The following is a 21726-nucleotide window of genomic DNA, read 5'->3' on the forward strand; positions in this document are numbered from 1 at the left end:
TTTTGATTAGTCGGCTTGATGATATCTGGAGTATTTTGATTAGTCGGCTTGATGATATCTGGAGTATTTTGATTAGTCGGCTTGATGATATCTGGAGTATTTTGATTAGTCGGCTTGATGATATCTGGAGTATTTTGATTAGTCGGCTTGATGATATCTGTTGGTGTTGGCTCTTGTGTAGGCTGCCCCAATACTATTCGTGGGTGAATAGCAAAGCTGAAAGAAGAAGTGAAAAAGAGAAAATAAACTACGTTCGATATAAAATTGGATTTTTTAGATGACTTATGTTTCATTTTACCTTGTTCCTTGAGCATTTCATGTTTTGCAGTTAGTTTATCATTAAAATGAGATCTACTATTTTAAAAATATAAAAGTTACAGAATATATTTATATTTATTTCTAATCACATGATATTATCTTTTCTGCTAACAAATTACCTTTTTGCCAAACTCCACTCTTAGAAGAACCATTAGCAAATTCAAATACCCCGTATCCCTCACATTTACCATCTTTAAAATCCCCTCTATATTCATTACCATTTTTCCACCTTAATCTTCCTCGACCTTCAGGCTTATCGTTTACGTATTGACCTATATAATATTGATGTGAGATAGTTTCAGCCAGAAATGAATATCTTCCACAACCATCACGCTGACCGTTTTTTAATTCTCCATCATATCTATTACCGCTTTTAAATAGTAAAGTTCCCTTGCCAGTTAGTTTCTGATTCTGAACAAGATAGCCATGATATTTACTACCATCTATATGCATTGTGTATGCTTCGTCTGGTAATGCAGGTAAAGAGAATAAAGATGGTTCAGCATCGCAAGGTAGTTGAGTAAAGTTTTCGGTCGTTTTGATAGACAACAGAGTAAAAGAAGCTAACACAAGCATTCCTGCTCCTACTCCAGTTACAACTAAAACTTTTCTACGATATGGGAATTTCCACCAAGTTATTGACTTTGATAGTACTGGAGATATGGAATTCAGTGCTTGCAAAGCCTCGCTTGCTGTTTGATATCGCTGGCTAAAGTTGTAACGCACCATTTTGGTTAAAACATTAGCCAGTTTATTGCTGACATTTGCCTCATTTCGCCAAATTATTTCTCCATTGCTGGGGTCTTCTTGGAAATCTTTAGGTAATTTACCTGTCAAGGCTTGAATACCAATAACTCCCACTGCATAGATGTCACTACACAGTCTTGGTTTAGAATTAGCTTGCTCATTTGGCATATAACCATTTGAGCCAATAACAATAGTTGAAGTAACTTGACCTTGAATATTTGCTGCTAAACCTTTAATCTCTTTGACTGCTCCAAAGTCAATTAGTACAATCTTGCCATCCTCACGACGTCGCATCAAGTTTTGAGGCTTGATATCTCGATGGATGATATTTTGCTGATGAACCACAGCTAAAACTTCTAGAATTTCTTGCAAAAGTTTAATGACCTCGCCTTCACTCCATTTGTTACCAGGAATGATTTCTGCGGCCAAGTTATCCCCGTCTACAAATTCCTGTACTAAATAAAATTCGTCATTTTCCTCAAAATGAGCAAATAGTTTAGGAATTTGCTTACTAAGCTGACCTAAGCGGTATAAAAATTCTGCTTCACTCTCGAATAGTCGTCTAGCAACCAGCAAAACTTCCTGCTCGGATGTTTTTGGCTTAAGTTGTTTCACAACACATTTGGGATAGCTAGGCAAATCTAAATCTTCAGCTAAATAGGTGTCGCCAAACGCACCACTTCCCAAAAACCTTACAATTCTATAGCGTTTACGGATAACTGTGTATATTAGTCTATCAGCATCCATTTTATTCCAAAACCCTTAATTCTTCATTCTGCGTCTACTAACTGTAAAGTACCTGCATTACAGTTGAAGGCTTTCTTTGTAATCTTACGATCTAATTTAACTTCATAGAATTTGACTGGTTTTTCCTCTATATTTGCGTCAAGAAAAGGCTCTTGAATATAATTAAATTCACTTGTTGAAACAAACCTTTCTATCCTACCTGTTTTTGTTGGTTTCCATATAATCTCTTCATTGTTAACACTCGTTTTTGCATGTAAAAATACTCCAGCATATATTGTCGCTCCACCGGGAGTTCTATCCAAGCCCCCTGGCTCAACATTAATCCAACCTCTAGTTTCTGATACATCATCTAAAGCAGTGAAACTAATAGCTACTCGTACAGTATTAGGACAACTATCATTAGTTTTTAGAGTTAATTGATTGTAAAATTCCTTTTTTTGCCTCATTGTTTCTTTAATTTCTCTAACTTTTTGCCTATGATCACTAAATTTCTGGTTGTATAGCTTTTGTTTCTCAATTTTAAACTCTTCTTGTTGCTTTAGTTTATCAGCTTTTAGCTGAACATCCTGCTTAATTTTTTCAGTTTCCTGGCTCATTTTATTTGCATTTAAAGTAAGTATTGAACCAACAAGTGTTACTATTGCGCCTATTATCGCTACCTGTATTGTTGGCTCTTGCCACCAATGTTTTGGTTTATTGGAAGTTGAATCGGGATTAACCGGACTTGAATTTGGATTGGGATTAACCGAACTTGAATTTTTACTGGAATTAACCGGATTTGAATTTGGATTAGGATTAACCGAACTTGAATTTGGATTGGAAAATTTTAAACCCGAATAATTTGTCGATTCAAGTTCATAAATTTGAATATCAATAATTTCAATTTTTTGCGTTCCTAACACAATTTTACTGTTTAGTTTTAATGGTAATTCTTTACCAATAGCTAAGTCTTCATCATCCAATTTAGGAATATTAGTATCTCGCAAATTCTTAATAATAAATCTTCTTACTTGTTCGTCACAATATATTTTAACGTGTTCTTTTGATACACTACTGTCATTTATAACGATATCGCATACTACATTGTCACGACCAATAATAATGGCATGGTTATGTTTAGATACTTGTTGTTTAGAAATTTGCTGAGTTTTTAAGTTGCCAGTGCTAACGTCGTTCCACTGGAAGGTGATTGCCCACTGTAAAGTAGATACATTCATGATTATGTCCTTCTAACTCTTTGTAAATTAATACAAATTTTCAGAAGATGATTCCTGAAAAAACCTATATAAGAGTGAGCAACTTTTTACTTGATAATTGCACAATATTATGTTTGAGGTTTGCAATAAACATAGTATTTCTTATCATCACATAAAAAAAGGATAGGGGATGAAAAAAATAGTTATTATAAGTAAGACTTACGCACTGTACAAATTTTCTATGTTATGCATTCACGGAAATAAGTCGTTTCAGGCTTTGAGCAATTATCCTTTGAAAAATAGCGTAGGCGTAGCCCGCACTTCTCTACCAGAGGCTGCGCCTTAGTCTGTGAAGGCAGGCTTTGTTTGTATAGTCCTAGACTTTCAGTCTTAGGTGTTTTTTAGGGTAGACTTTTCAGCCCACCCCACAAACCTAGTTTGCAAATTAAGCAGTCACTATATAAGGCGAGTTAATCGCCGCTACACGGCCAGCATCTACTAAAGCTTGATACACCATTACCGCTACCTCAGCGCGTGTAGCATCGCGGGTAGGGTTGAGTTGTTTGAGGTTCGGGTGATTGACGATAATCTGCTTTTCTATAGCTTTTGCTACTTCATCTTTGGCATAATCAGGAATTTTTGCTTGGTCATCGAAAACTTTGATGCTGGTATTATTACCAGATAATCCTAGTCCATTGACTAGAGAGACTATAACTTGCACGCGCTGGATATTCTGGTTAGGGCGGAAGGTGTTATCGGGAAAACCAGAGAGAAATAAACCTTGATACGCCTGCTGAATTACCTTGAATGCCCAGAAATTATCTGGCACATCTTTGAATTTGCTTACAGCACGGTTTGATGATGGATTGAAAGCTTTTACAAGTAAGGCTGCATATTGCGATCGCGTCATTGTAGCATCAGGTTTAAATGTGCGATCGGGAAAACCGTTGACTATTCCCTGTTTAACTAATTCTCGAATAAATGCAACTGCCCAATGATTACCAATATCGCTTAAATCAATAGGACTGGGTATTGGCGTGGGTGTAGGGGTTGGTGCAGGTGTGGGTAGAGGTATGGGTACAAGTATCGGTGGTGTGGGTGTGGTAGATATCGGGGATGGTGTGGGTGTTGGTATGGTGGATATCGGGGATGGTGTTGGTGATGGTGTAGGAGTAGGTGCGGGTGTTGGTGTCAAGATAGGAACCGAACTATCTGCAAACTCTAAGTTTCCCGCAGCTTTAGCCGGATTTATTTGGTTTCCTACTAAAACCAGCTTATTAGAACTAGCATTTTGCAAATCAAATTTACCGTTATTGCGTAGGATGTTCCCGCCTGGATTATTGGTATTACCTAGATCAGGAAAGGCAGTTGCAATTATTGTTAGACCATCGTCAGTATTATTTTCGCTGAGATTATTACGTAACACCGGACGCGCACTACCTGAGATGACTATCCCAGAACGGTTTTCGTAAATTTTGTTTTCTAGAAGTGTGGGTGATGCTGTATCACTAATTGCTATGCCATAGCCTGTTTTGACGCAGATGTTCCCTTGAATTTGACCTTTGGAATTTCTAGCGATCGCAATTCCATTAGCTACATTCTCACTAAAAACATTACCTAGAATAACTGGGTTAGCATCACCTGTAGCAAATACTCCCTCACGCTTGCACTGGGTGAAGGTACAATTAGCTACTGTGGGAGCAGTTGATTCAATCCAAACACCACTACCACGACTAGCTAAATTTGTCACAGTTATCCCCCGCAGTTCGGCACTAGTCAGCAGTACAAAAGTAACGTTTTGACCGGCAAAAGTGCGGCTGAGGTAGTTACCACTACCTTCAATCACAATGCCTCTGCCTTTATTGGCTTCATTACCTACCACTGTTACACCAGATGGAACTGTTAGGGGAAAAACTTCACCACTGGCGGCATTGTAATTTCCTTCTGTCAGTTGAATTTTAGTGCCGAGTGTGGCAACTTTGAGAGCTTGCGTAATCGTTTTAAACGGAGCTTGTTGGCTACCAGAGTTGACATCACTCCCTGCTGATGGATTTACGTAAAATAATTGAGTCATATTTATACTGTCAAAAAATACATAGCCATCCTAGCGCTAACTGTTGAAGTAGGTAGCGATCGCTAAAATTAATTTGCAATATTAATTGAGGGCTGGGGACTAGAGTTGACTGTAGAGACGTTGCAGTGCAACGTCTCTACGAAACAATCGGTTTTTTCGCCCCTATCTTGAATACTGAATCGGTGTTTTAGGAGACGTAGCCCCGCAGCGAATTGGTTTGACCCTTGACTCAGCAATCATTACAAGACAATAGAAACTCTTGTAACAGCATTACCAGCTATGGCTTCGCTATATTAACAGTTAACGGTTAAAAGGAGTTGAAGAGATGGAAACTAAGCCAACTGACCCATCGCTAGCACTCACAGAAATTCCCCCTGGCTATCTCAACATTATGGGTTACGTTGATCAATCAGAAGTCAACGGGCCTGGTTGTCGTGCTGTTGTTTGGGTGCAGGGTTGTCCTCGTGAATGTCCTGGCTGCTTTAATCCTGACTCCTGGTCATTTGAGACTAACCAACTGATAGCTATTGATATCCTTGCAAAGAATATTCTCAGCAATCCCCACAATACAGGTTTGACATTTTCTGGTGGAGAACCCTTTTGGCAAGCGCCTGCATTAGCGTCTTTAGCTAAGAAAGTAAAAGCTGCGGGATTAAATATAATGTCTTTTACTGGATTTACCCTTGAGCAACTACAGTCTGAATCTGCACCGCCAGGTTCCCAAGCATTGTTAGAACAACTAGATATCCTGATTGATGGGCCTTTTGTACAAAATCTGGCCATTAATTCTCCCAATTCCCCTGTTTCTTCTAGCAATCAACGTGTTCATGTACTTAACCCAGCCTTCCAAGACCAAATTACCTGGGCAAGTGACCAGATAGAAGTTCACATCCTCAAGAATGGTGGCCGCATTGTTACTGGCTATCAAGGTGGGCTAGAGCTCACTTAGGAGGGAAGTAAAGGAGTGTAGGAGATATTTTTTGGAATATAAATATTAAGTTAATGGATGATAGATGCTATGCGCCATAGCCAGACCAAATAAGCTAGAGCTAATTGCTAAAACCGATCGGCATTTTCTCAACCTTTTGCTTTTTCTTACCAATGACTTGATATCATGTCAATCGCTATTTGGCTGTCCTTGACTCGTACCATGTAGTTTCATAAAACTATCAAAGGCATACCATGCTAATACGTACCAGGGAATAATTTCAAATTGCAGACCCCTAGCTATTAACTGCCTAGCAGCAAGAATACTAAGTCCTAGAGGAAACAGAAAGCGCAAATCAACTGCACCGTTTGTTGCTAGTTCGACTTTTTTATTTAGGTCTACAACTGCATTCGTGACGCCCATTGCTGCCTCAGAGTCGCTTTGGGTAATACCGCCGAAAATAAGCCCTATATCTTGTAGAGTGGCAAAAACATTTTCTAAACTGCCATCTTTCCCATCGTGGTTGATAAGAATACTACCATGATAAATATTAGTCCGTACCTGACTAATGTTCGGTTTTGCTTCTAATGCACTAGCAATGCGTTGCATTTCCTTCGCTTGACAATATGGTCGAGCAATTCTTATCCGTAGTCTACCTGGGGTATTGCTGACAATTTTTGTATGTATATGTTTGGCTGGAGTTTTTGTTGTTTTTGAGGTTGTTTGCTTTATAACTCTAGACATTTTGGTAAGATGACCGTGATTTATCAACACACAGCCGCCCTCCTGTAATTAGATTTTGAATTAATGACAAAGAAAAACTATTGAGGGAGCAGGGAAAGATGAGGGAGATACAGCAGATTTCAGGTAAGTGAAGTACATCAATAAAACCCGAAACCCTGTAGAGACGTTACATGTAACGTCTCTACATGTAACGTCTTTTACGCACCATTATCTGCTGTAGTGTCAACAGGGGTGCTAACAGTTTCAAAAGCTGGAGTTTGTTTGTCTTCAGCAATTTCTGCCTTGGCCTCGGCTACAATGTCTTCCCAAGTTTCGCCCAATTCTGCAAAAGCTCCTTTGCTCTTTTCGTAAGCAACAAGTCCGCCTTTGATCATTGACTTGGCTAGGGGTTTGCCAATTCCAGCGACAACGGGAACTATTACAGGGGCTAGTAGAACTGCTCCAATACCAGCTATAATTCCGACTGGGCCTGCATCTTCAACGAAATCAGTAATTTTAGGTGCCATTGTTAAATTTCCTCCTGTAAATTAGGAAAATTGTTGTAAAGCTTTGAAGCATACTCTGCTCAAGATGGTGATTTCATCTTGCTAGTGATGGAGTTGTGTTTGATGAAGGTTTAAGAATTGGACGCAGACCGTTTACTCCTGCAACTACTGTTGAGCCATTGTTAACTACTGTTGCTGCTAAGGGGTTAAGACCAAACACCACTGCGATCGCCATAGCGGCTAAATTAGGAATGGCAACAATACTGGTATTTTGGTGAATTAATTGCTTGGCTTTACGAGCTATCGCGATCGCTTCTAATAAACCATACAAGTCATTCTGCATTAACACCACGTCTGCTGTCTCGCGGGCAATATCAGAACTATTAGCGAAGGAGACTGAAACATCAGCATAAGCTAAAGCTGGTGAATCATTAATTCCATCACCTACAAATGCAACTGTTTTACCTTGTTCGTGTAGTTTGCGGACAACTGTTGCTTTTTGTTCGGGAAAAGCTTCTGCATGAGTATGCGTTGGCGGAATGCTCAGCTTAGCAGCTACAGCGTTAGCTGTTCGCTTGTTATCTCCGGTGAGCATGTGAACTTCCACACCTTCGACCGTCAACAATTGAGCAACTACTTTTTGACTTTCTGGACGGAGAACGTCACTATATTTTATCTTACCTTGAAGTTGCCCATTACTAGCTACATAAATCGCTGAACTTGCCCCTTTTTGATGACCATTTAATTGTTCCATTTCAACGCCTTGCTGACGCAAAAAGCGATCGCTGCCTACATAAACAATCTCTTTGTCAATCTCTGCTTGCACACCCAAACCCAGTTGGTAGTTCCACTTATCACGATTAGGAATTATCACCTGCTGTGCTTCGGCGTAGCGCATCACCGCCTCGGCTACTGGGTGTGTCAAACGTTGTTCAGCCGCCGCAGCTAATGCCAGCACCCGTGAGCTTGGCGTTGAGGAATTGAGACTCTCAACACCAACAACCGCCACTTCCCCTTTCGTCAGCGTCCCTGTCTTATCAAACACAATTGTGTCAACTGCTGCTAGTTGTTCTAGAGCGCGTCCACTACGGATGAGAATGCCGTGTTTTGCCGCATAAGTTAATGCTGCTAAAACTGTTGTTGGAATAGATACCCGAATTCCTGTACATAAGTCGAGAGTAAGGACGCTGGCTACTCGTGCTGGGTTGCGGGTTGTGGCAAACACTGCCCCACCTAGTAATAAAGTTGGTATAACAGCTTTTTCGGCAATTTTTGTAGCATAGTTCTCCATGCGCGTATCGTGAACAGGAGCTTCTTGCATTAACTTGATACTTTGTCCAGCACGGGTGTCATTACCTACCCGTTCCGCCAAGATATAAATCCGTCCCTCGCGCATTAAAGTGGAGGCAAAAACAGCTTGTCCCTTTTTTTTCAAAACTGGCATAGACTCGCCAGTGAGTTTTTGTTCATCCAGCAGTGCTTTACCCCGCAGGATACTACCATCAACTGGAACCTGTTCGCCGGGATAAACAATAACTGTATCACCGCGCCGCACTTCTTGCAGAGAAATTTGTTGCTTGATGCCATCGCGCTCAACCCAGACAAACTGTCCCAAGGAATTGAGTAAATCCAAAGTTTGCAATTGAGAAGAACGAGCAGTGCGATCGCGAATATTTTCGCCAATTTCAATTAAACTCAACATTAGCGATGGTGTGAGAAATTGACCTTGGACAGTAGTAATAGCGATCGCAATAAAATCCAAAAAGTCAATGTTTAGTTTGCGCTGCGTTGTGATGCCATCCAAAGCTCTTTGAAAAACAGGCAATGTGGCTAAGGCAATGGTTCCCACCACCATAATTGGTGGAATGGGCAACCCTAACGGCCCTCCCAGCAAAGCTAAACTGGTAGCCATAGCCGAAAGTTGCATACCAGGCCAGGATTTATTAGCATCGTCGTCTGCTGATGATGTATTAGCAGCAGGAGTTATTGCTACGTCATTCGCCGCTAGGATCAGATAACTCAAACGCGATCGCATTTTAGCATCTGCAACTAAATCGCATTTATAAGTAACGACTAGCGACGCTGCCACCGGATTTATCCGTACACTTGTAACCAGAGGATCGGCTTGAACTAATCCTTGCAGCCTGTGAGCGTAGTTTGTATCATGGCGTAGTCGGGGCACATGAAACCGTACTCTTCCCCGAATTGCATGGATGACACTGTAGGTAACTTGAGAAAGTTGCTGCTGGGAATGTCCATTGCTATCAGCTAGACGAACTTTCCCATTCCGTTCTCCTGCAATCTCGTGAGCAATTATAGTTGGGGGCGATGCTAATTGAACCGTAACTTTTGCCATTCCCTTCACTCATGTAGGTTTGTTACACTTGGTTTCTCTCCCGTCACGCAGATTAAGATAGCGCCAAGAGAGCAAAATAGCCCCAATCTTGCGGCGAGATTGGTTAGCTGATGGCAGTGCTGTTATATCAAATTCTGTTAGAGGCGTTCTCGCTTGCCATCCCTACTGTTACATCGCTGGCAGATTCAATTAGACTAGCTAAATGTGATACTGCCGTTTCCAAGACGCTTTGAACTTGCTTTTTGGAATCTTGGAGCATTCCAGTTTTATAAGTAATCACAATTGATACTGCATCTTTGTTAACGCGCTCACTTGTGACTACCGGATCTTCTTTGAGTAAAACCTCTAAACGTTGGATGTATTTTGGATTTGAAGCAATTTGAGGTACGCGAAACCGCACTCTTCCAGGAATCGCATGAACAATGTTATATGCAACTTTTGTAGGCTGTTGAGCTAGTTGACGAGCTTCCTGGAAATGGGTAACAAGCTCCGGCTGTGATTTTGTAGACTGTTGAGCTAGTTGACGAGCTTCTTGGGGATAGGTAATAAGCTCCGACTCTGAGTTTGAAATAGCTGGTTCTGCGATTGTTCGCTCAACCGCCACTTCTGCATCGCTAGCAGTCTGAAGAAGGTTAATCAAATGCCATCGCATCTCAATATCTGACATTACCCCTGGCATATAGGTAATGACAACAGATCCGGCAATAGGATTAATTTGCTCATTAATTACGCAAGGTTCAGCTTGCAGCAACTTTAGCAGGCGTTGCCGATATTTGGAATTTTCGCTAATTTGAGGTACATAAAATCCTACTTGTCCGGCAACTGCATAAGTAATGCTATAAACTACCTTGGTCGGTTGCGTGCAAGTATGAATGGTAGATTTTGGAACTGAGTATGATGTAGAGTCCTCCATTTTTTCCTCCAGTGTTCCTGATAGAACTCGTCTATAAAGGAAGGTTTGCCATCAAGGCTAAGGAATAAGACAGAGATGCAGGCTTTAAATCAGCCCATAAACTCGATATATCTAGAGTTTGTCCTTCCAAAACCGTTGTGGTTTTCATCGGTTTAGTTGACTGATTAACTGGCTCTGGAGATAGTTGCTGCTCTGTTATTTTAATGAGATTATTCGGCGGGTTCGTTTGCAAAGCCAACTCTATCAAACTCACCCAATGGGTTATGTTAATGTCACTAGGCTGATAAGCGATCGCGATCGATGCTGCATCACAATTCACACGCACACTCAACACATGGGCATCACTTTTCACTAACCTCTCTAGTCGCTTCGCGTAGGCACGATCTTCAGCAAGTCGAGGCACATTAAACCTGATACGTCCCTCAATTGCATGGACTACTCTATAAGCAATTTTTGCTAGTGCTGTAAAGCCAATATTTTTGTTAACAAAAACAGATTTGCTCTCCTCTTTTAATGAGGGTTGCGAAGCATTCTTATCCTCTCTTGCAGATTTACCCTTTCTATTTGATAAGGAAAATTGCCGAGGTATTGTATCAGTTGTTTGAGAAGTTTTGCTGATTTTTGCTCCTGAAATTTGCGGCTCTAGATAATCAATCACCCGACGGGTTGCATCTGCTGTAATCATGTAGACTGGAATCGCTGCTAAACCGCTGACTCCCATTCCTCCGGTTACTGCAAACCCTGTCATTAAGGGAATAAATGAAATAGACTGCTCTTTCCAAAAATCAAGGGATTTCCATGCAGCAAAGGCATCCATCTCACTGACAGACTCAGACAAAGCTTGAGGCTGGTGAATACCAAATTCTTGCAGTAGCTCCAACACCTGCGGCAATGACAGCTGATTTTCGTCATAAGTGACAATCATACTGCCCGTTTGCTGATTGATTACAACTTCCCTCACCCCACACTGTTGCTGTAAATGTTGGGATATACTTTCTAGTCTTGAGTTAAAACTATCTTCACTAGCGCGGATTCTTACACGCCCAGTTGTAGCATGAATGATTTGCAGTCCATCTGGAGATAGGTGTACTTGTGATTGTGCGACTGCTTCACTTGTATTCTGATTAACTTTTACTTCGTTGCTTTGGTGTTCAGAAGAAACTAAGTCAGAAGAGATTTTGGGCTGCGAACTTAACCCGTTGTGACTAACAGTATTGGTCATTTGCTCGATAGCTAACCCAAACCATAGGTTAACACTAGGTTAAATGTAGCCTAAGCTTGAATAGAAAGTATCATTCTTGAGAGCTATTCCGAATTAAGTATTGTTAACTACTCGTTGTTGGTATTCCTGTTCTGTGATCATATCGAGAGTACTCTCTAGGCGATCTACAAATACAACACCGTCAAGATGATCGTACTCATGTTGAAAGATACGAGCAACAAAATCAGTTAATTCTTGCTTTTGTAACTTGCCATTACGATCAGTGTATTCCACTTCAATTGCCTGATATCTGGGAATTAACCCCCTAATCCCTGGAACACTTAAACAACCTTCCCAACCTTTGACAACTTCAGTTGAATGAGCAATGATTTTAGGATTAATCATCGCAGTCGGTTCCATTTCCGGGGCATTGGGATATCTAGGATTAGGCCGAGAAGCGACAATCAATAAACGATAAGATTCTGCTACTTGAGGTGCAGCAATTCCTACACCGTTAGCCTTAGCAACGGTAGTAATTAAATCTTCAATTAATTTTTGAATGTGTTCATCTTGAATATTGTCAACCCCAACAGCTTTTTGACGCAGTATGGGATTGCCTAATTGAATAATTGGAACTAATTCAGCCATGAGAAGAACTCCTTTTGGTAATGGGGGGCTGCACTTCTCTACTTTGAGGCTGCACCCTAAGCGTAGCTATGCCGCAGGCTTTACGGCTCCGTGGCAGTTGAGTTTCGACTTCGCTCAATTGCCGCGTAGTCGAAACTCAGTGACCGAGGGCAGAGGGTCAGAGGAGAGAATAATTAATGACTTTTGACAGACGCGATTAATCGTGTCTCTACTCTTGACCTTTGTACAGACGCGATTAATCGCGTCTCTACTCTTGACATCAGCCCTCACGTTGTACTGGCAAAGGAGCCGGCCGGACTCCTAGTTGTGAACTTTGTCCATCGCGCTCTACTTGTATTTGCAACGTACTACCGATTTTGCTATTTTCTACGAGCTTTTGTACTTCCTCAATTTTTGTAACAGGCTGGTTATTAATGCTTTTAATTACATCACCAGATTGTAGTCCAGCGACAGATGCGGGCGATCGCGGTACAACAGCAACTACTAAAACGCCCTGATCAGCTCTAAGATTAAGGCGATCGCCAACTCTATTTTGGATTCTTTCTTTAACTTCTGGTGTCAGTGTCACCATCTGAACGCCTAAATAAGGATGCTCGACTTTGCCGTTAGCAATTAATTCCTGAGCAATTCTTTGCACTGTGTTGATGGGAATGGCAAATCCCAAGCCTTGAGCGCCTCGGATAATGGCTGTGTTCATCCCAATCGCCTGACCACGAGCATTTAACAGTGGCCCACCAGAGTTACCAGGGTTAATTGCAGCATCGGTTTGAATATAATCAACCCGCTTGTCGCTAGCACCGATATCGCTACCAGAGCGACCTGTAGCACTAATAATCCCAGAAGTAACGGTATTGTTTAAACCTAAAGGATTACCGATAGCAATTACTGCTTCTCCAGGTTGCAGTCCATCGGAGTTACCTACGGCTAAAGTTGGCAGATTATTGGCGTCAATGTTGATTACAGCTACATCAGTTACCGGGTCTTCACCCAGTACTTTGCCATCAAAAGTTCGGCCATCTTTGAGTGTAACGGTGACTCTATCAGCACCATCTACCACGTGTGAATTGGTCAAAATTTGACCTGAAGAATTAATAATCCATCCAGAGCCACTACCCCGTTCTACCCGTTGTCTAGGCTGTGATGGTACGCGTTCTCCAAAAAATCGCCGGAAAAATGGATCGTTAAATTCGTCTGGTACACGAGAAGTGATTGTTCTAGCAGAATCAATCCGAACTACCGCAGGCCCAACCTTTTGCACTACTGCAACTACAAAGTTGGGATCTCCAGAGGACGAGATAATTGCCGGGGGAGCAATTATCGGATTGGAGACAGTAGTATTTTGAGGCTGAGTATCGTTTTGTTGAGTCTCTAATGACTTGGTAGGTAGAAAAGAGCAGCTTCCCAAAAATACCACTGCTACCCCTTTTAGCAGCATCAATAAAACACTGTTGACTCTGCATTTGTACGGCAAATTCTTGGTATCAATATTTTTAGGCGTTAAGTAATAGTCTATGTTTTTCATGTATTTTTACTTCTCCGTGCTAGTCAGGGGGTGGTAGGATATTGCCTACCGGGTATATCCCAGAATAATTTCAAGTTGAAAGCTTGTTTTAGGTCTTGAGTGTCTCAATGCTAAATTGGTGCTTGCTCATATCTTCTATTGTGACGATTAGCAGCAAAGGTAGTAGATAATGGAAATTCCCATAGAAAGTCTGTGGAGTCAGGTATTAGAGCGTTTACAGCTAGAATTATCCCGACCCACCTTTGAAACTTGGATCAAAACTGCTAGTGCGGAGCGATTAGAAAATAATTGTTTAGTTATACGTACTCCTAACCCGTTTGCTCGCAATTGGTTACAAAAATATTACATCAATACAATCGCCCATGTAGTGCAAGATATTCTGGGGCATCCTGTGGAAATTTATATTACTGTTATCAAAGGGGATGAATCTCATCTTAGTACACAAGATGTTACCGAGTTGCCAGCTTCCAACAGTATTGCCCAGAGTGTTAATACAAACAAACAAAAAGCTACAGAATTAAATTCTAAGTACATATTTTCCCGATTTGTAGTTGGGGCTAACAACCGTATGGCCCATGCTGCGTCTTTAGCTGTTGCGGAATCTCCAGGTAGGGAATTTAATCCCTTATTTTTATGCGGTGGCGTAGGCTTAGGTAAAACTCATTTAATGCAGGCTATTGGTCACTATCGCTGTGAAATTTGTCCTGATTGCAAAATATTTTATGTTTCTACTGAGCAGTTTACTAATGATTTAATTACAGCAATCCGTAAGGATAGTATGCAAAGTTTTCGAGAGCATTACCGGGCTGCTGATGTTTTGTTAGTAGATGATATTCAGTTTTTAGAAGGTAAAGAATATACGCAAGAAGAATTTTTTCATACTTTTAATACTTTACACGAAGCTGGAAAACAAGTTGTAATAGCTTCTGACCGCCCTCCTAACCATATTCCTAGCTTACAAGAACGTCTTTGCTCTCGTTTCTCTATGGGGTTAATCGCAGATATTCAACCACCAGATTTAGAAACTAGAATGGCAATTTTACAAAAAAAATCTGAGTATGAAAATATTCGTCTTCCCAAAGATGTGATTGAGTATATTGCTTCTAACTATACCTCTAATATTCGAGAATTAGAGGGAGCTTTAATTCGGGCATTGGCCTATATTTCGATTTGGGGTTTACCCATGACTTTGGGAAATATCGCACCAGTTTTAGAGCCATCTAGTGAAAAAGTGGCAGCTACTCCAGAAGCAATTTTGAAAGTTGTGGCGGATACTTTTGATGTTTCAGTTGAAGACCTCAAAAGCAACTCACGCCGTCGAGAAATTAGCTGGGCACGTCAAATAGGAATGTATCTAATGCGGCAACATACGGCTCTAAGTTTGCCTAGAATTGGCGAAGAGTTTGGTGGTAAAGATCATACAACGGTAATCTACAGTTGTGATAAAATCACCCAACTTCGGGAAAGCGATCGCACCTTAGCACAAACACTACGTCAACTGAGCGATCGCATTAATATGACTAGTCGCTCCCAATAAGGGGACTAGGGAACTCTAGAAGCAGGGGAAGCAGGGGAAGTCGAGGGGCAGGGGAAGCAGGGGAAGCAGGGGAAGCAGGGGAAGCAGGGGAAGTCGAGGGGCAGGGGAAGCGAAAGAATAATTCTCTTTCCCCATTCCCCATTCCCCAGTCCCCATTCCCCAGTCCCCAGTCCCATAGTTTTTGATTTTTTATTTCACCGGAACTACTACAATTACTATTGATGCTAGATAATGGGAAAGCTTTGACATTTTCTTGCCAATCTAGCCCGGAAAAACAGACCTAACATTTATGCGAACTCACTATTGCGGCGAACTCCGAAAAGAACATATTGGAGAAACTGTTACCTTGTACGGATGGGTAGACCGTCGCCGCGATCATGGGGGTGTGATATTTTTAGATTTACGCGATCGCTCTGGAATCCTCCAAATTGTCAGCGATCCGCAACGCACCCCGGATTCCTACGAGCAGGCAAACGCCCTGCGAAATGAATACGTTGTTGAAATCACTGGTAGGGTAACGCAACGTCCTAAAGAATCTTTGAATACCCGCATACCTACAGGTGAAGTTGAAATCTACGCCGATAAAATTTTACTGCTCAACGGTGTCCGCAAACAGTTACCCTTTCAAGTTTCTACTGCTGACACCGAGACGGTGCGGGAAGACTTGCGACTGAAGTATCGTTATTTGGATTTGCGACGCGATCGCATGGCGCAAAACATACAACTACGTCATCAAATTGTCAAAGCCATGCGTCGCTATCTGGAAGATTTGGCAGGTTTCATTGAAGTCGAAACCCCAATCCTTACCCGTTCCACTCCTGAAGGTGCGCGGGACTATATTTTACCCAGTCGCGTTAACGCTGGTGAGTGGTTTGCCTTACCACAATCACCCCAGCTATTCAAACAATTACTGATGGTATCTGGCTTAGATAGATATTATCAGATTGCCCGCTGCTTCCGCGATGAAGATTTACGCGCCGATAGACAACCGGAATTCACTCAGTTAGACATGGAAATGAGTTTCATGTCCCAAGAAGAAATAATCGAACTAAATGAAAAGTTAGTTTGTCATATTTTCAAAACGGTTAAAGGCATTGAGTTACACCGCCCTTTCCCTCGTCTGACTTATGCTGAAGGGATGGAACGTTACGGCAGTGATAAACCAGATACTCGTTATGGATTGGAGTTAGTCAATGTCTCGGATGTGCTCAAAGACTCTGGTTTTAAAGTCTTTCGGGACGCCGTTGGTAATGGTGGTGTCGTCAAAATTTTACCAATTCCCAACGGTAATGATGTAATTTCTAACGTCCGCATCAAACCAGGCGGAGATTTATTCAAAGAAGCCAACGAAGCTGGTGCTAAAGGTTTAGCCTACATCCGGGTAAGGGATGATGGTGAAATCGATACTATTGGCGCTATTAAAGACAATTTGTCAGCAGAACAAAAACAGGAAATTTTACGCCGCACAGGTGCAAAAGCTGGACATCTGCTGTTATTTGGAGCTGGTGATACTGCTACAGTTAATAAAACCTTAGATAGACTGCGGCAAGTTATCGCAAAAGAGTTTAGGTTAATTGATCCAGAAAAAATCAACCTGCTCTGGATTACAGATTTTCCCATGTTTGAGTGGAATGCTGACGAAAAACGCCTAGAAGCACTGCACCATCCATTTACTGCACCGCATCCTGATGATTTGAGTGACTTGAAAACTGCACGCGCCCAAGCTTATGATTTAGTGCTCAACGGCATGGAAGTAGGCGGTGGAAGTCTGCGGATTTATCAAAGGGAAATTCAACAGCAGGTATTTGAAGCGATCGGTTTGTCTCCTGAAGAAGCACAAAATAAATTTGGCTTTCTCTTAGAAGCATTTGAATATGGTACACCGCCTCATGGTGGTATTGCCTACGGTTTAGATCGTTTGGTGATGCTATTAGCTGGAGAAGAATCTATTCGAGATGTAATTGCTTTTCCAAAGACGCAACAAGCACGGTGTTTATTAACTGACGCGCCTTCGGGAGTAGATGCCAAGCAATTGAAAGAACTGCATGTTGCTTCGACTTATAAACCAAAGTCTTAGCTTAGTCAAAGGGAATCTATTTTCAATCAATAGTAGGGTGGGCATTGCAATCCCCGCCCTTTCAAAGCGAACAAATGAACTAGTGATTTGTATCATCATAAGACCTCTTGCATGAATCAGATTTGAACAGCCGTAAGACCATTTATTTGTGAGGCTGCACCAAATTTTCTTAACTTTTTCTTTCTTTGTGTCCTACTCTGCGGGTTCGCTCTTAGCGTTCTCGTAGAGTAGCCGCTTTGCGTCTATGCGCCTTTGCGGTTTGTTCCTCTTTTCAAATATTCGTGCGGTCTATTGAATATTTGTGTGATTGGAAAAAATAGAGGAGCGATCGCTTATTCCTAGTTCTTTTATCCTTGGCAATTTCATAAGTTGAAGCGTAAGCTCAAGGATTCAGAATGGGGGTTAGATCCAGGATAAATCTAGGTAGCACATCTTCGCCAGAAAGCGTCGGTGGTTTGTCAACAGAGAAATTTAGAGTTTCTACATCAATAGAAGTCCGATAAATTTCAACTAAGGGTGTTTTAGGGTCAATCAGCCAGCCTAAGCGAGTGCCGTTAGCCTGATATTCTCGCATTTTTGAGCGCAATTTTGCTAAGGAATCAGTTTCAGAACGAAGTTCAATTACAAAATCTGGACACAATGGAGGAAAGCGCCGCCTTTGCTCAGAGGATAACACTTTCCAGCGTTCTAGTAGCACCCAGGAAGCATCAAAAGAACGATAAGCACCATTAGGCAAACGAAATTCAGTTGAAGAGTCAAAGACTTTTCCCAGCTTTGTTTCACGATTCCAAAAACCAAGTTGCAGGTTGATATCCGAATTCCTAATGCCGCTTTCGCCGCCAGTTGGGGGCATGATTATTAATTCTCCTTCAGCAGTTAGTTCCAATCGCCATTCTTCATTGGCTATGCAGAGTTGATAAAACTGCTCGTCTGTCAGTCCTACGGCTGGGGGTACATTCTGGGAGAGAGCTTTCATAGGCGTTTTGCCAATAGTGTTAATTTTATTATGAGCGAGGCTCCTAGTTTAAGGTGTTTTGGGGCGATCGCAGATTCACCAGATTTGTATGCAATATTAGAGCCTAATACAATTCAGCTAAGCATTTCTTCCTTCTCTTTGCGTCCTTTGCGGTTCGTTAAAAAATTGAATTTGACAAAAAATTTTAGCCTTAACTGAACCGTATTGTATTAGAGCCGGATGACTGTTCAGCTTTATCACTCTGCGGCGGACAGAAGAGAAAAAATAAAGAAGTGCATTATTTGAGTTTTTACTGCGTTCATTTACTTAAGTATCGTAACTTTTTTTGCTGCACGGAGGTTGCTACTGGTAAGAGACGGCATTTTTTACCTGAGACAACGTTGATTGATGCTGAGACTATGCCGTTATGATTAAATTTAGAGCTAAGTCAATCAATTTTGGATTGACTCCGACTACAAGGGTACGGAGTTTGAGGATTTTGGATTGACTCTAATAGGATTTGTTCCGCACACTCACTATGGACGGAGCATGTAGCTTGCTTCTTTGCAGGAGTACCAAAAAAATCTAAAATTTAAAATCTAAAATCTAAAATTGGAACGGTCAAACGCACTACACAATACCTCAAAGCTGAGGTTGGTGAAGGTAAATAATGGTAATAGTAGTTGTCGTAATTAACACTCTAATTTCGCTGATGCTACTTTATGCAGCTTGGCGAGTCTGGCAACTCAAGCGGCAGTTAGCATACATAGCAGATAGATTAATTGACTATGAACGTTGTAGCCATGCGGCACTCTATAAAGCACCCGAAAATATTTATATGAGCCAGCAGAATATTCATAACTTACGTCAGGGAAATCAAGGGCTACGGGTACAAATTCAACAAGTGCGACAAATTGTCAGTCTGCTATTTCTAGGACGCCAAGCTTGGCAGCGAAATTTTCCAAGAGTAAAGTTCACACCTGGAAAAAAGACAGTTGCAAAAAGAGTTTAATAAATAAAAGCAACATTTCTGGGTGATATATTGTCACGATAGATTAAATGAATAAAATCCTTTGGGTCTTGCAAGGAGAGAAAACCCACCTAAAATGAGTGTAAGGAGAGAAACAATAAGATGTCTAATAACCGTTCTGGAGTATTTATTGGCGGGTTGATGTTGGGAGCTACCATCGGTGCTTTAACCGGGTTGCTAGCAGCTCCACGTACAGGGCGTGAAACACGTAAATTATTGAAAAAATCTGCCAATGCTATCCCAGAATTGGCAGAAGATTTATCAACAAGTGTACAAATCCAAGCAGATCGTCTTTCTGCTAGCGCATTGCGAAACTGGGATGATACTTTAGATAGGTTAAAGGAAGCGATCGCAGCTGGTGTAGATGCTAGTCAGCGAGAAAGCCAAGTCTTAAAACGGCAAACAGCTGCACAAGACTCAGATCCGGTTCCCCAGCAATTAGAACGCTCATAGATGGCATAACTGTGATTGATCCCCTGTTTTGGTTGGGACTGTCTATCCTCTTAGTCGCTACCAGTTTGACTGCGGTTTTGGTAGCGGCGATACCAGCTTTGCAGGAGCTAGCACGCGCTGCTCGCAGTGCAGAAAAACTATTTGATACCCTCTCACGAGAATTACCACCTACTCTAGACGCTATCCGCATGACTGGCTTAGAAATCACTGACTTGACCGATGATGTCAGTGAAGGTGTCAAAAGCGCCGGTCAAGTCGTTAAACAAGTTGATCAAAGCCTCGATAGTGCAAAAAAACAAGCTCAAAATCTACAAGTAGGCACACGTAGCGTTTTTGTTGGCGTCAAAGCCGCTTGGAAAAATTTCACGCGCCAAAAACCTGCGAGGCGAACAGTAGAACGTCTGTCAATTAATGAGACACCGCTAACGTTGCGCGAACGAGAAGCGCTCAGACAAGAAAATCGCCGGACAAAAACAGAAGTTTACCGCACTGAGGACGGTTACAATGACCCTGCTAGCTGGGAAGCTAGTTTTGAGGACGAAGATTTACTTTCCAAGCCCACAGCCTCCGATGATTGGTATAACCAAGACTAGAAAGCATCAAGGGTACTGGCGACTGGCGACTGGCGAAAACTGTTTCCTAATTCTTAATCCTTAGTCCCAGCTTGTAGGTAGGTTATTGCAATGCCCACTCTACTTCTGCACCCCCAGTTCTTAATCCCCATCGCCCCTTATCTCCAGAGGGCCCCCACCTTGCCCAATCCCCAATCCCTAATCCCCATCCTTTTGCTTTGATCCCTTAGATTAGAGTAAAGTAAACAAGTGTAAAGAAGTATCACTTTTCCAGTACTCTTTTAAAACAACTTGTTCACTTCTACTGTTGATATTTGTATAAAAACGTCCATGCAGTCTTGTTTTTGGCGACGAATCCTGGTATCTATTGCGGTATTTTTCCTGGCTGGGTCAATTTGGGCTATGCATTCTCCCCCAGCTCTGGCGTATGACAATCCTGAATTACTACCTGACACCTTTACTCCAGTTGTAGACTTAGCTAAAACTCTTCCTGAATTGCAAGAAGAAAAGCTTGTCACAGATTTAGAGCAATTTGAAGCTGATACTGGCTGGAAATTACGAGTATTGACTCAGTATGACCGTACTCCAGGTCGGGCAGTCATCAAATATTGGGGTTTAGATGACAAAAGTATTTTATTAGTTGCCGATTCTCGCGGCGGTAACATCCTCAGCTTTAGTGTTGGCGATGCTGTTTATGAACTTTTACCTCGGACTTTCTGGATAGAATTGCAAACACGCTTTGGTAATTTGTACTTTGTACGAGAACAAGGTGAAGACCAAGCAATTTTGCAAGCCTTAGAATCGGTTAAAGGTTGTTTGCTAAAGGGTGGTTGTAATGTTGTTCCTGGGCTACCACGGGAGCAGTGGATTCTCACCCTGATTACCTCAATTATTGGTGGGGTAATTTGTGGATTTGCAGCTCAACCTCACCGTGAAGGACAAGTTTTTGCTTGGCAATGGGCTTTAATTTTCTCTCCTTTATGGGGAATATTATTTATTGCCTTCGGAATTGGGCCAGTGGTGACGCGTACGAGTGAATGGCTACCTCTAGTTCGCAATATCGCTGGTTTTCTGATTGGTGTTTTGGTTGCGTACCTATCTCCTATTTTCAGTCGGCCTTCTTCTAGTACTGAGTCCTGACTTAACAAAGTTCAGTTCGGCGGGAGCTGCCGCTCTGACTTCTCCCTGAGTCCTGAGTAAAAATAAAATAAAAATACTCAGCA

19 protein-coding genes and 1 pseudogene are annotated in these 21726 nt (G+C 41.7%); 7 read left to right on the forward strand and 13 right to left on the reverse strand.

Annotated elements, in window-relative coordinates; translation table 11 throughout:
• The 5 genes and pseudogenes from FNW02_RS24160 to FNW02_RS24175 form a co-directional block, all read right to left on the reverse strand.
• Nucleotides 1–293, reverse strand: a 293-nt coding sequence (locus FNW02_RS24160; RefSeq protein WP_225225870.1) for a hypothetical protein, incomplete at its 3' end; no start/stop codon positions are given.
• Nucleotides 294–399: 106 nt separating this feature from the next.
• Nucleotides 400–894 carry an MORN repeat-containing protein gene (locus FNW02_RS38910; RefSeq protein ID WP_348535438.1) on the reverse strand — a complete coding sequence of 165 codons (495 nt, stop codon included), beginning with the start codon at nt 892–894 and terminating at the stop codon, nt 400–402.
• 78 nt (nt 895–972) lie between these two features.
• Nucleotides 973–1812 (reverse strand): annotated as a pseudogene (locus tag FNW02_RS38915) (protein kinase domain-containing protein); the annotation flags it as partial.
• Nucleotides 1813–1835: 23 nt separating this feature from the next.
• Nucleotides 1836–3029: an FHA domain-containing protein gene (locus FNW02_RS24170; protein ID WP_191760031.1), complete on the reverse strand. Its 1194-nt coding sequence runs from the start codon at nt 3027–3029 to the stop codon at nt 1836–1838.
• Between the two features lie 424 nt (nt 3030–3453).
• Nucleotides 3454–5082: a DUF1565 domain-containing protein gene (locus tag FNW02_RS24175; protein ID WP_191760032.1), complete on the reverse strand. Its 1629-nt coding sequence runs from the start codon at nt 5080–5082 to the stop codon at nt 3454–3456.
• Nucleotides 5083–5407: 325 nt separating this feature from the next.
• On the opposite strand from FNW02_RS24175, the gene FNW02_RS24180 reads away from it, so the two are divergent.
• Nucleotides 5408–6031, forward strand: a complete 624-nt coding sequence (locus tag FNW02_RS24180) for a 4Fe-4S single cluster domain-containing protein (RefSeq protein ID WP_191760033.1) — start codon at nt 5408–5410, stop codon at nt 6029–6031.
• Nucleotides 6032–6199: 168 nt separating this feature from the next.
• Here FNW02_RS24180 and FNW02_RS24185 read toward each other — a convergent pair whose 3' ends face one another.
• The 7 genes from FNW02_RS24185 to FNW02_RS24220 all read right to left on the reverse strand — a co-directional run bounded on the left by FNW02_RS24185 (nt 6200) and on the right by FNW02_RS24220 (nt 13879).
• A complete protein-coding gene (locus tag FNW02_RS24185; RefSeq protein WP_348535437.1) occupies nt 6200–6784 on the reverse strand; it encodes an HMA2 domain-containing protein in 585 nt (194 codons plus the stop codon).
• Between the two features lie 167 nt (nt 6785–6951).
• A complete protein-coding gene (locus tag FNW02_RS24190; protein ID WP_191760035.1) occupies nt 6952–7260 on the reverse strand; it encodes a DUF5132 domain-containing protein in 309 nt (102 codons plus the stop codon).
• A gap of 73 nt (nt 7261–7333) precedes the next feature.
• Nucleotides 7334–9595, reverse strand: a complete 2262-nt coding sequence (locus FNW02_RS24195; protein ID WP_191760036.1) for a heavy metal translocating P-type ATPase — start codon at nt 9593–9595, stop codon at nt 7334–7336.
• A gap of 127 nt (nt 9596–9722) precedes the next feature.
• Nucleotides 9723–10508, reverse strand: a complete 786-nt coding sequence (locus tag FNW02_RS24200) for an HMA2 domain-containing protein (protein WP_191760037.1) — start codon at nt 10506–10508, stop codon at nt 9723–9725.
• Nucleotides 10509–10539: 31 nt separating this feature from the next.
• Nucleotides 10540–11730 carry an HMA2 domain-containing protein gene (locus tag FNW02_RS24205; protein ID WP_191760038.1) on the reverse strand — a complete coding sequence of 397 codons (1191 nt, stop codon included), beginning with the start codon at nt 11728–11730 and terminating at the stop codon, nt 10540–10542.
• Between the two features lie 93 nt (nt 11731–11823).
• Nucleotides 11824–12357, reverse strand: a complete 534-nt coding sequence (def, locus tag FNW02_RS24210; RefSeq protein WP_191760039.1) for a peptide deformylase — start codon at nt 12355–12357, stop codon at nt 11824–11826.
• A gap of 259 nt (nt 12358–12616) precedes the next feature.
• On the reverse strand, nt 12617–13879 hold the full coding sequence (locus FNW02_RS24220; protein WP_191760041.1) for an HhoA/HhoB/HtrA family serine endopeptidase: 1263 nt from the start codon (nt 13877–13879) through the stop codon (nt 12617–12619).
• 169 nt (nt 13880–14048) lie between these two features.
• Between FNW02_RS24220 and dnaA the strand changes: the two genes are divergently transcribed.
• Complete coding sequence (dnaA, locus tag FNW02_RS24225; RefSeq protein ID WP_191760042.1) at nt 14049–15416, forward strand: chromosomal replication initiator protein DnaA; 1368 nt, start codon at nt 14049–14051, stop codon at nt 15414–15416.
• 289 nt (nt 15417–15705) lie between these two features.
• Nucleotides 15706–17493 carry an aspartate--tRNA ligase gene (gene aspS, locus FNW02_RS24230; RefSeq protein WP_191760043.1) on the forward strand — a complete coding sequence of 596 codons (1788 nt, stop codon included), beginning with the start codon at nt 15706–15708 and terminating at the stop codon, nt 17491–17493.
• Nucleotides 17494–17875: 382 nt separating this feature from the next.
• On the opposite strand, the gene FNW02_RS24235 is transcribed toward aspS, so the two are convergent.
• Nucleotides 17876–18469: a Uma2 family endonuclease gene (locus FNW02_RS24235; RefSeq protein WP_191760044.1), complete on the reverse strand. Its 594-nt coding sequence runs from the start codon at nt 18467–18469 to the stop codon at nt 17876–17878.
• A gap of 649 nt (nt 18470–19118) precedes the next feature.
• Here FNW02_RS24235 and FNW02_RS24240 point away from each other — a divergent pair.
• From FNW02_RS24240 to FNW02_RS24255, 4 genes are all read left to right on the forward strand, one after another.
• Complete coding sequence (locus tag FNW02_RS24240; protein WP_191760045.1) at nt 19119–19460, forward strand: hypothetical protein; 342 nt, start codon at nt 19119–19121, stop codon at nt 19458–19460.
• 120 nt (nt 19461–19580) lie between these two features.
• Nucleotides 19581–19931: a YtxH domain-containing protein gene (locus tag FNW02_RS24245; protein ID WP_191760046.1), complete on the forward strand. Its 351-nt coding sequence runs from the start codon at nt 19581–19583 to the stop codon at nt 19929–19931.
• Between the two features lie 11 nt (nt 19932–19942).
• Nucleotides 19943–20524: a DUF948 domain-containing protein gene (locus tag FNW02_RS24250; protein ID WP_191760047.1), complete on the forward strand. Its 582-nt coding sequence runs from the start codon at nt 19943–19945 to the stop codon at nt 20522–20524.
• A 309-nt stretch (nt 20525–20833) separates the two neighbouring features.
• Nucleotides 20834–21643, forward strand: a complete 810-nt coding sequence (locus FNW02_RS24255) for a TPM domain-containing protein (protein WP_191760048.1) — start codon at nt 20834–20836, stop codon at nt 21641–21643.
• Nucleotides 21644–21726: the final 83 nt, after the last annotated feature.

This window comes from Komarekiella delphini-convector SJRDD-AB1 (genome assembly GCF_014831675.1).
Classification (GTDB): domain Bacteria; phylum Cyanobacteriota; class Cyanobacteriia; order Cyanobacteriales; family Nostocaceae; genus Komarekiella.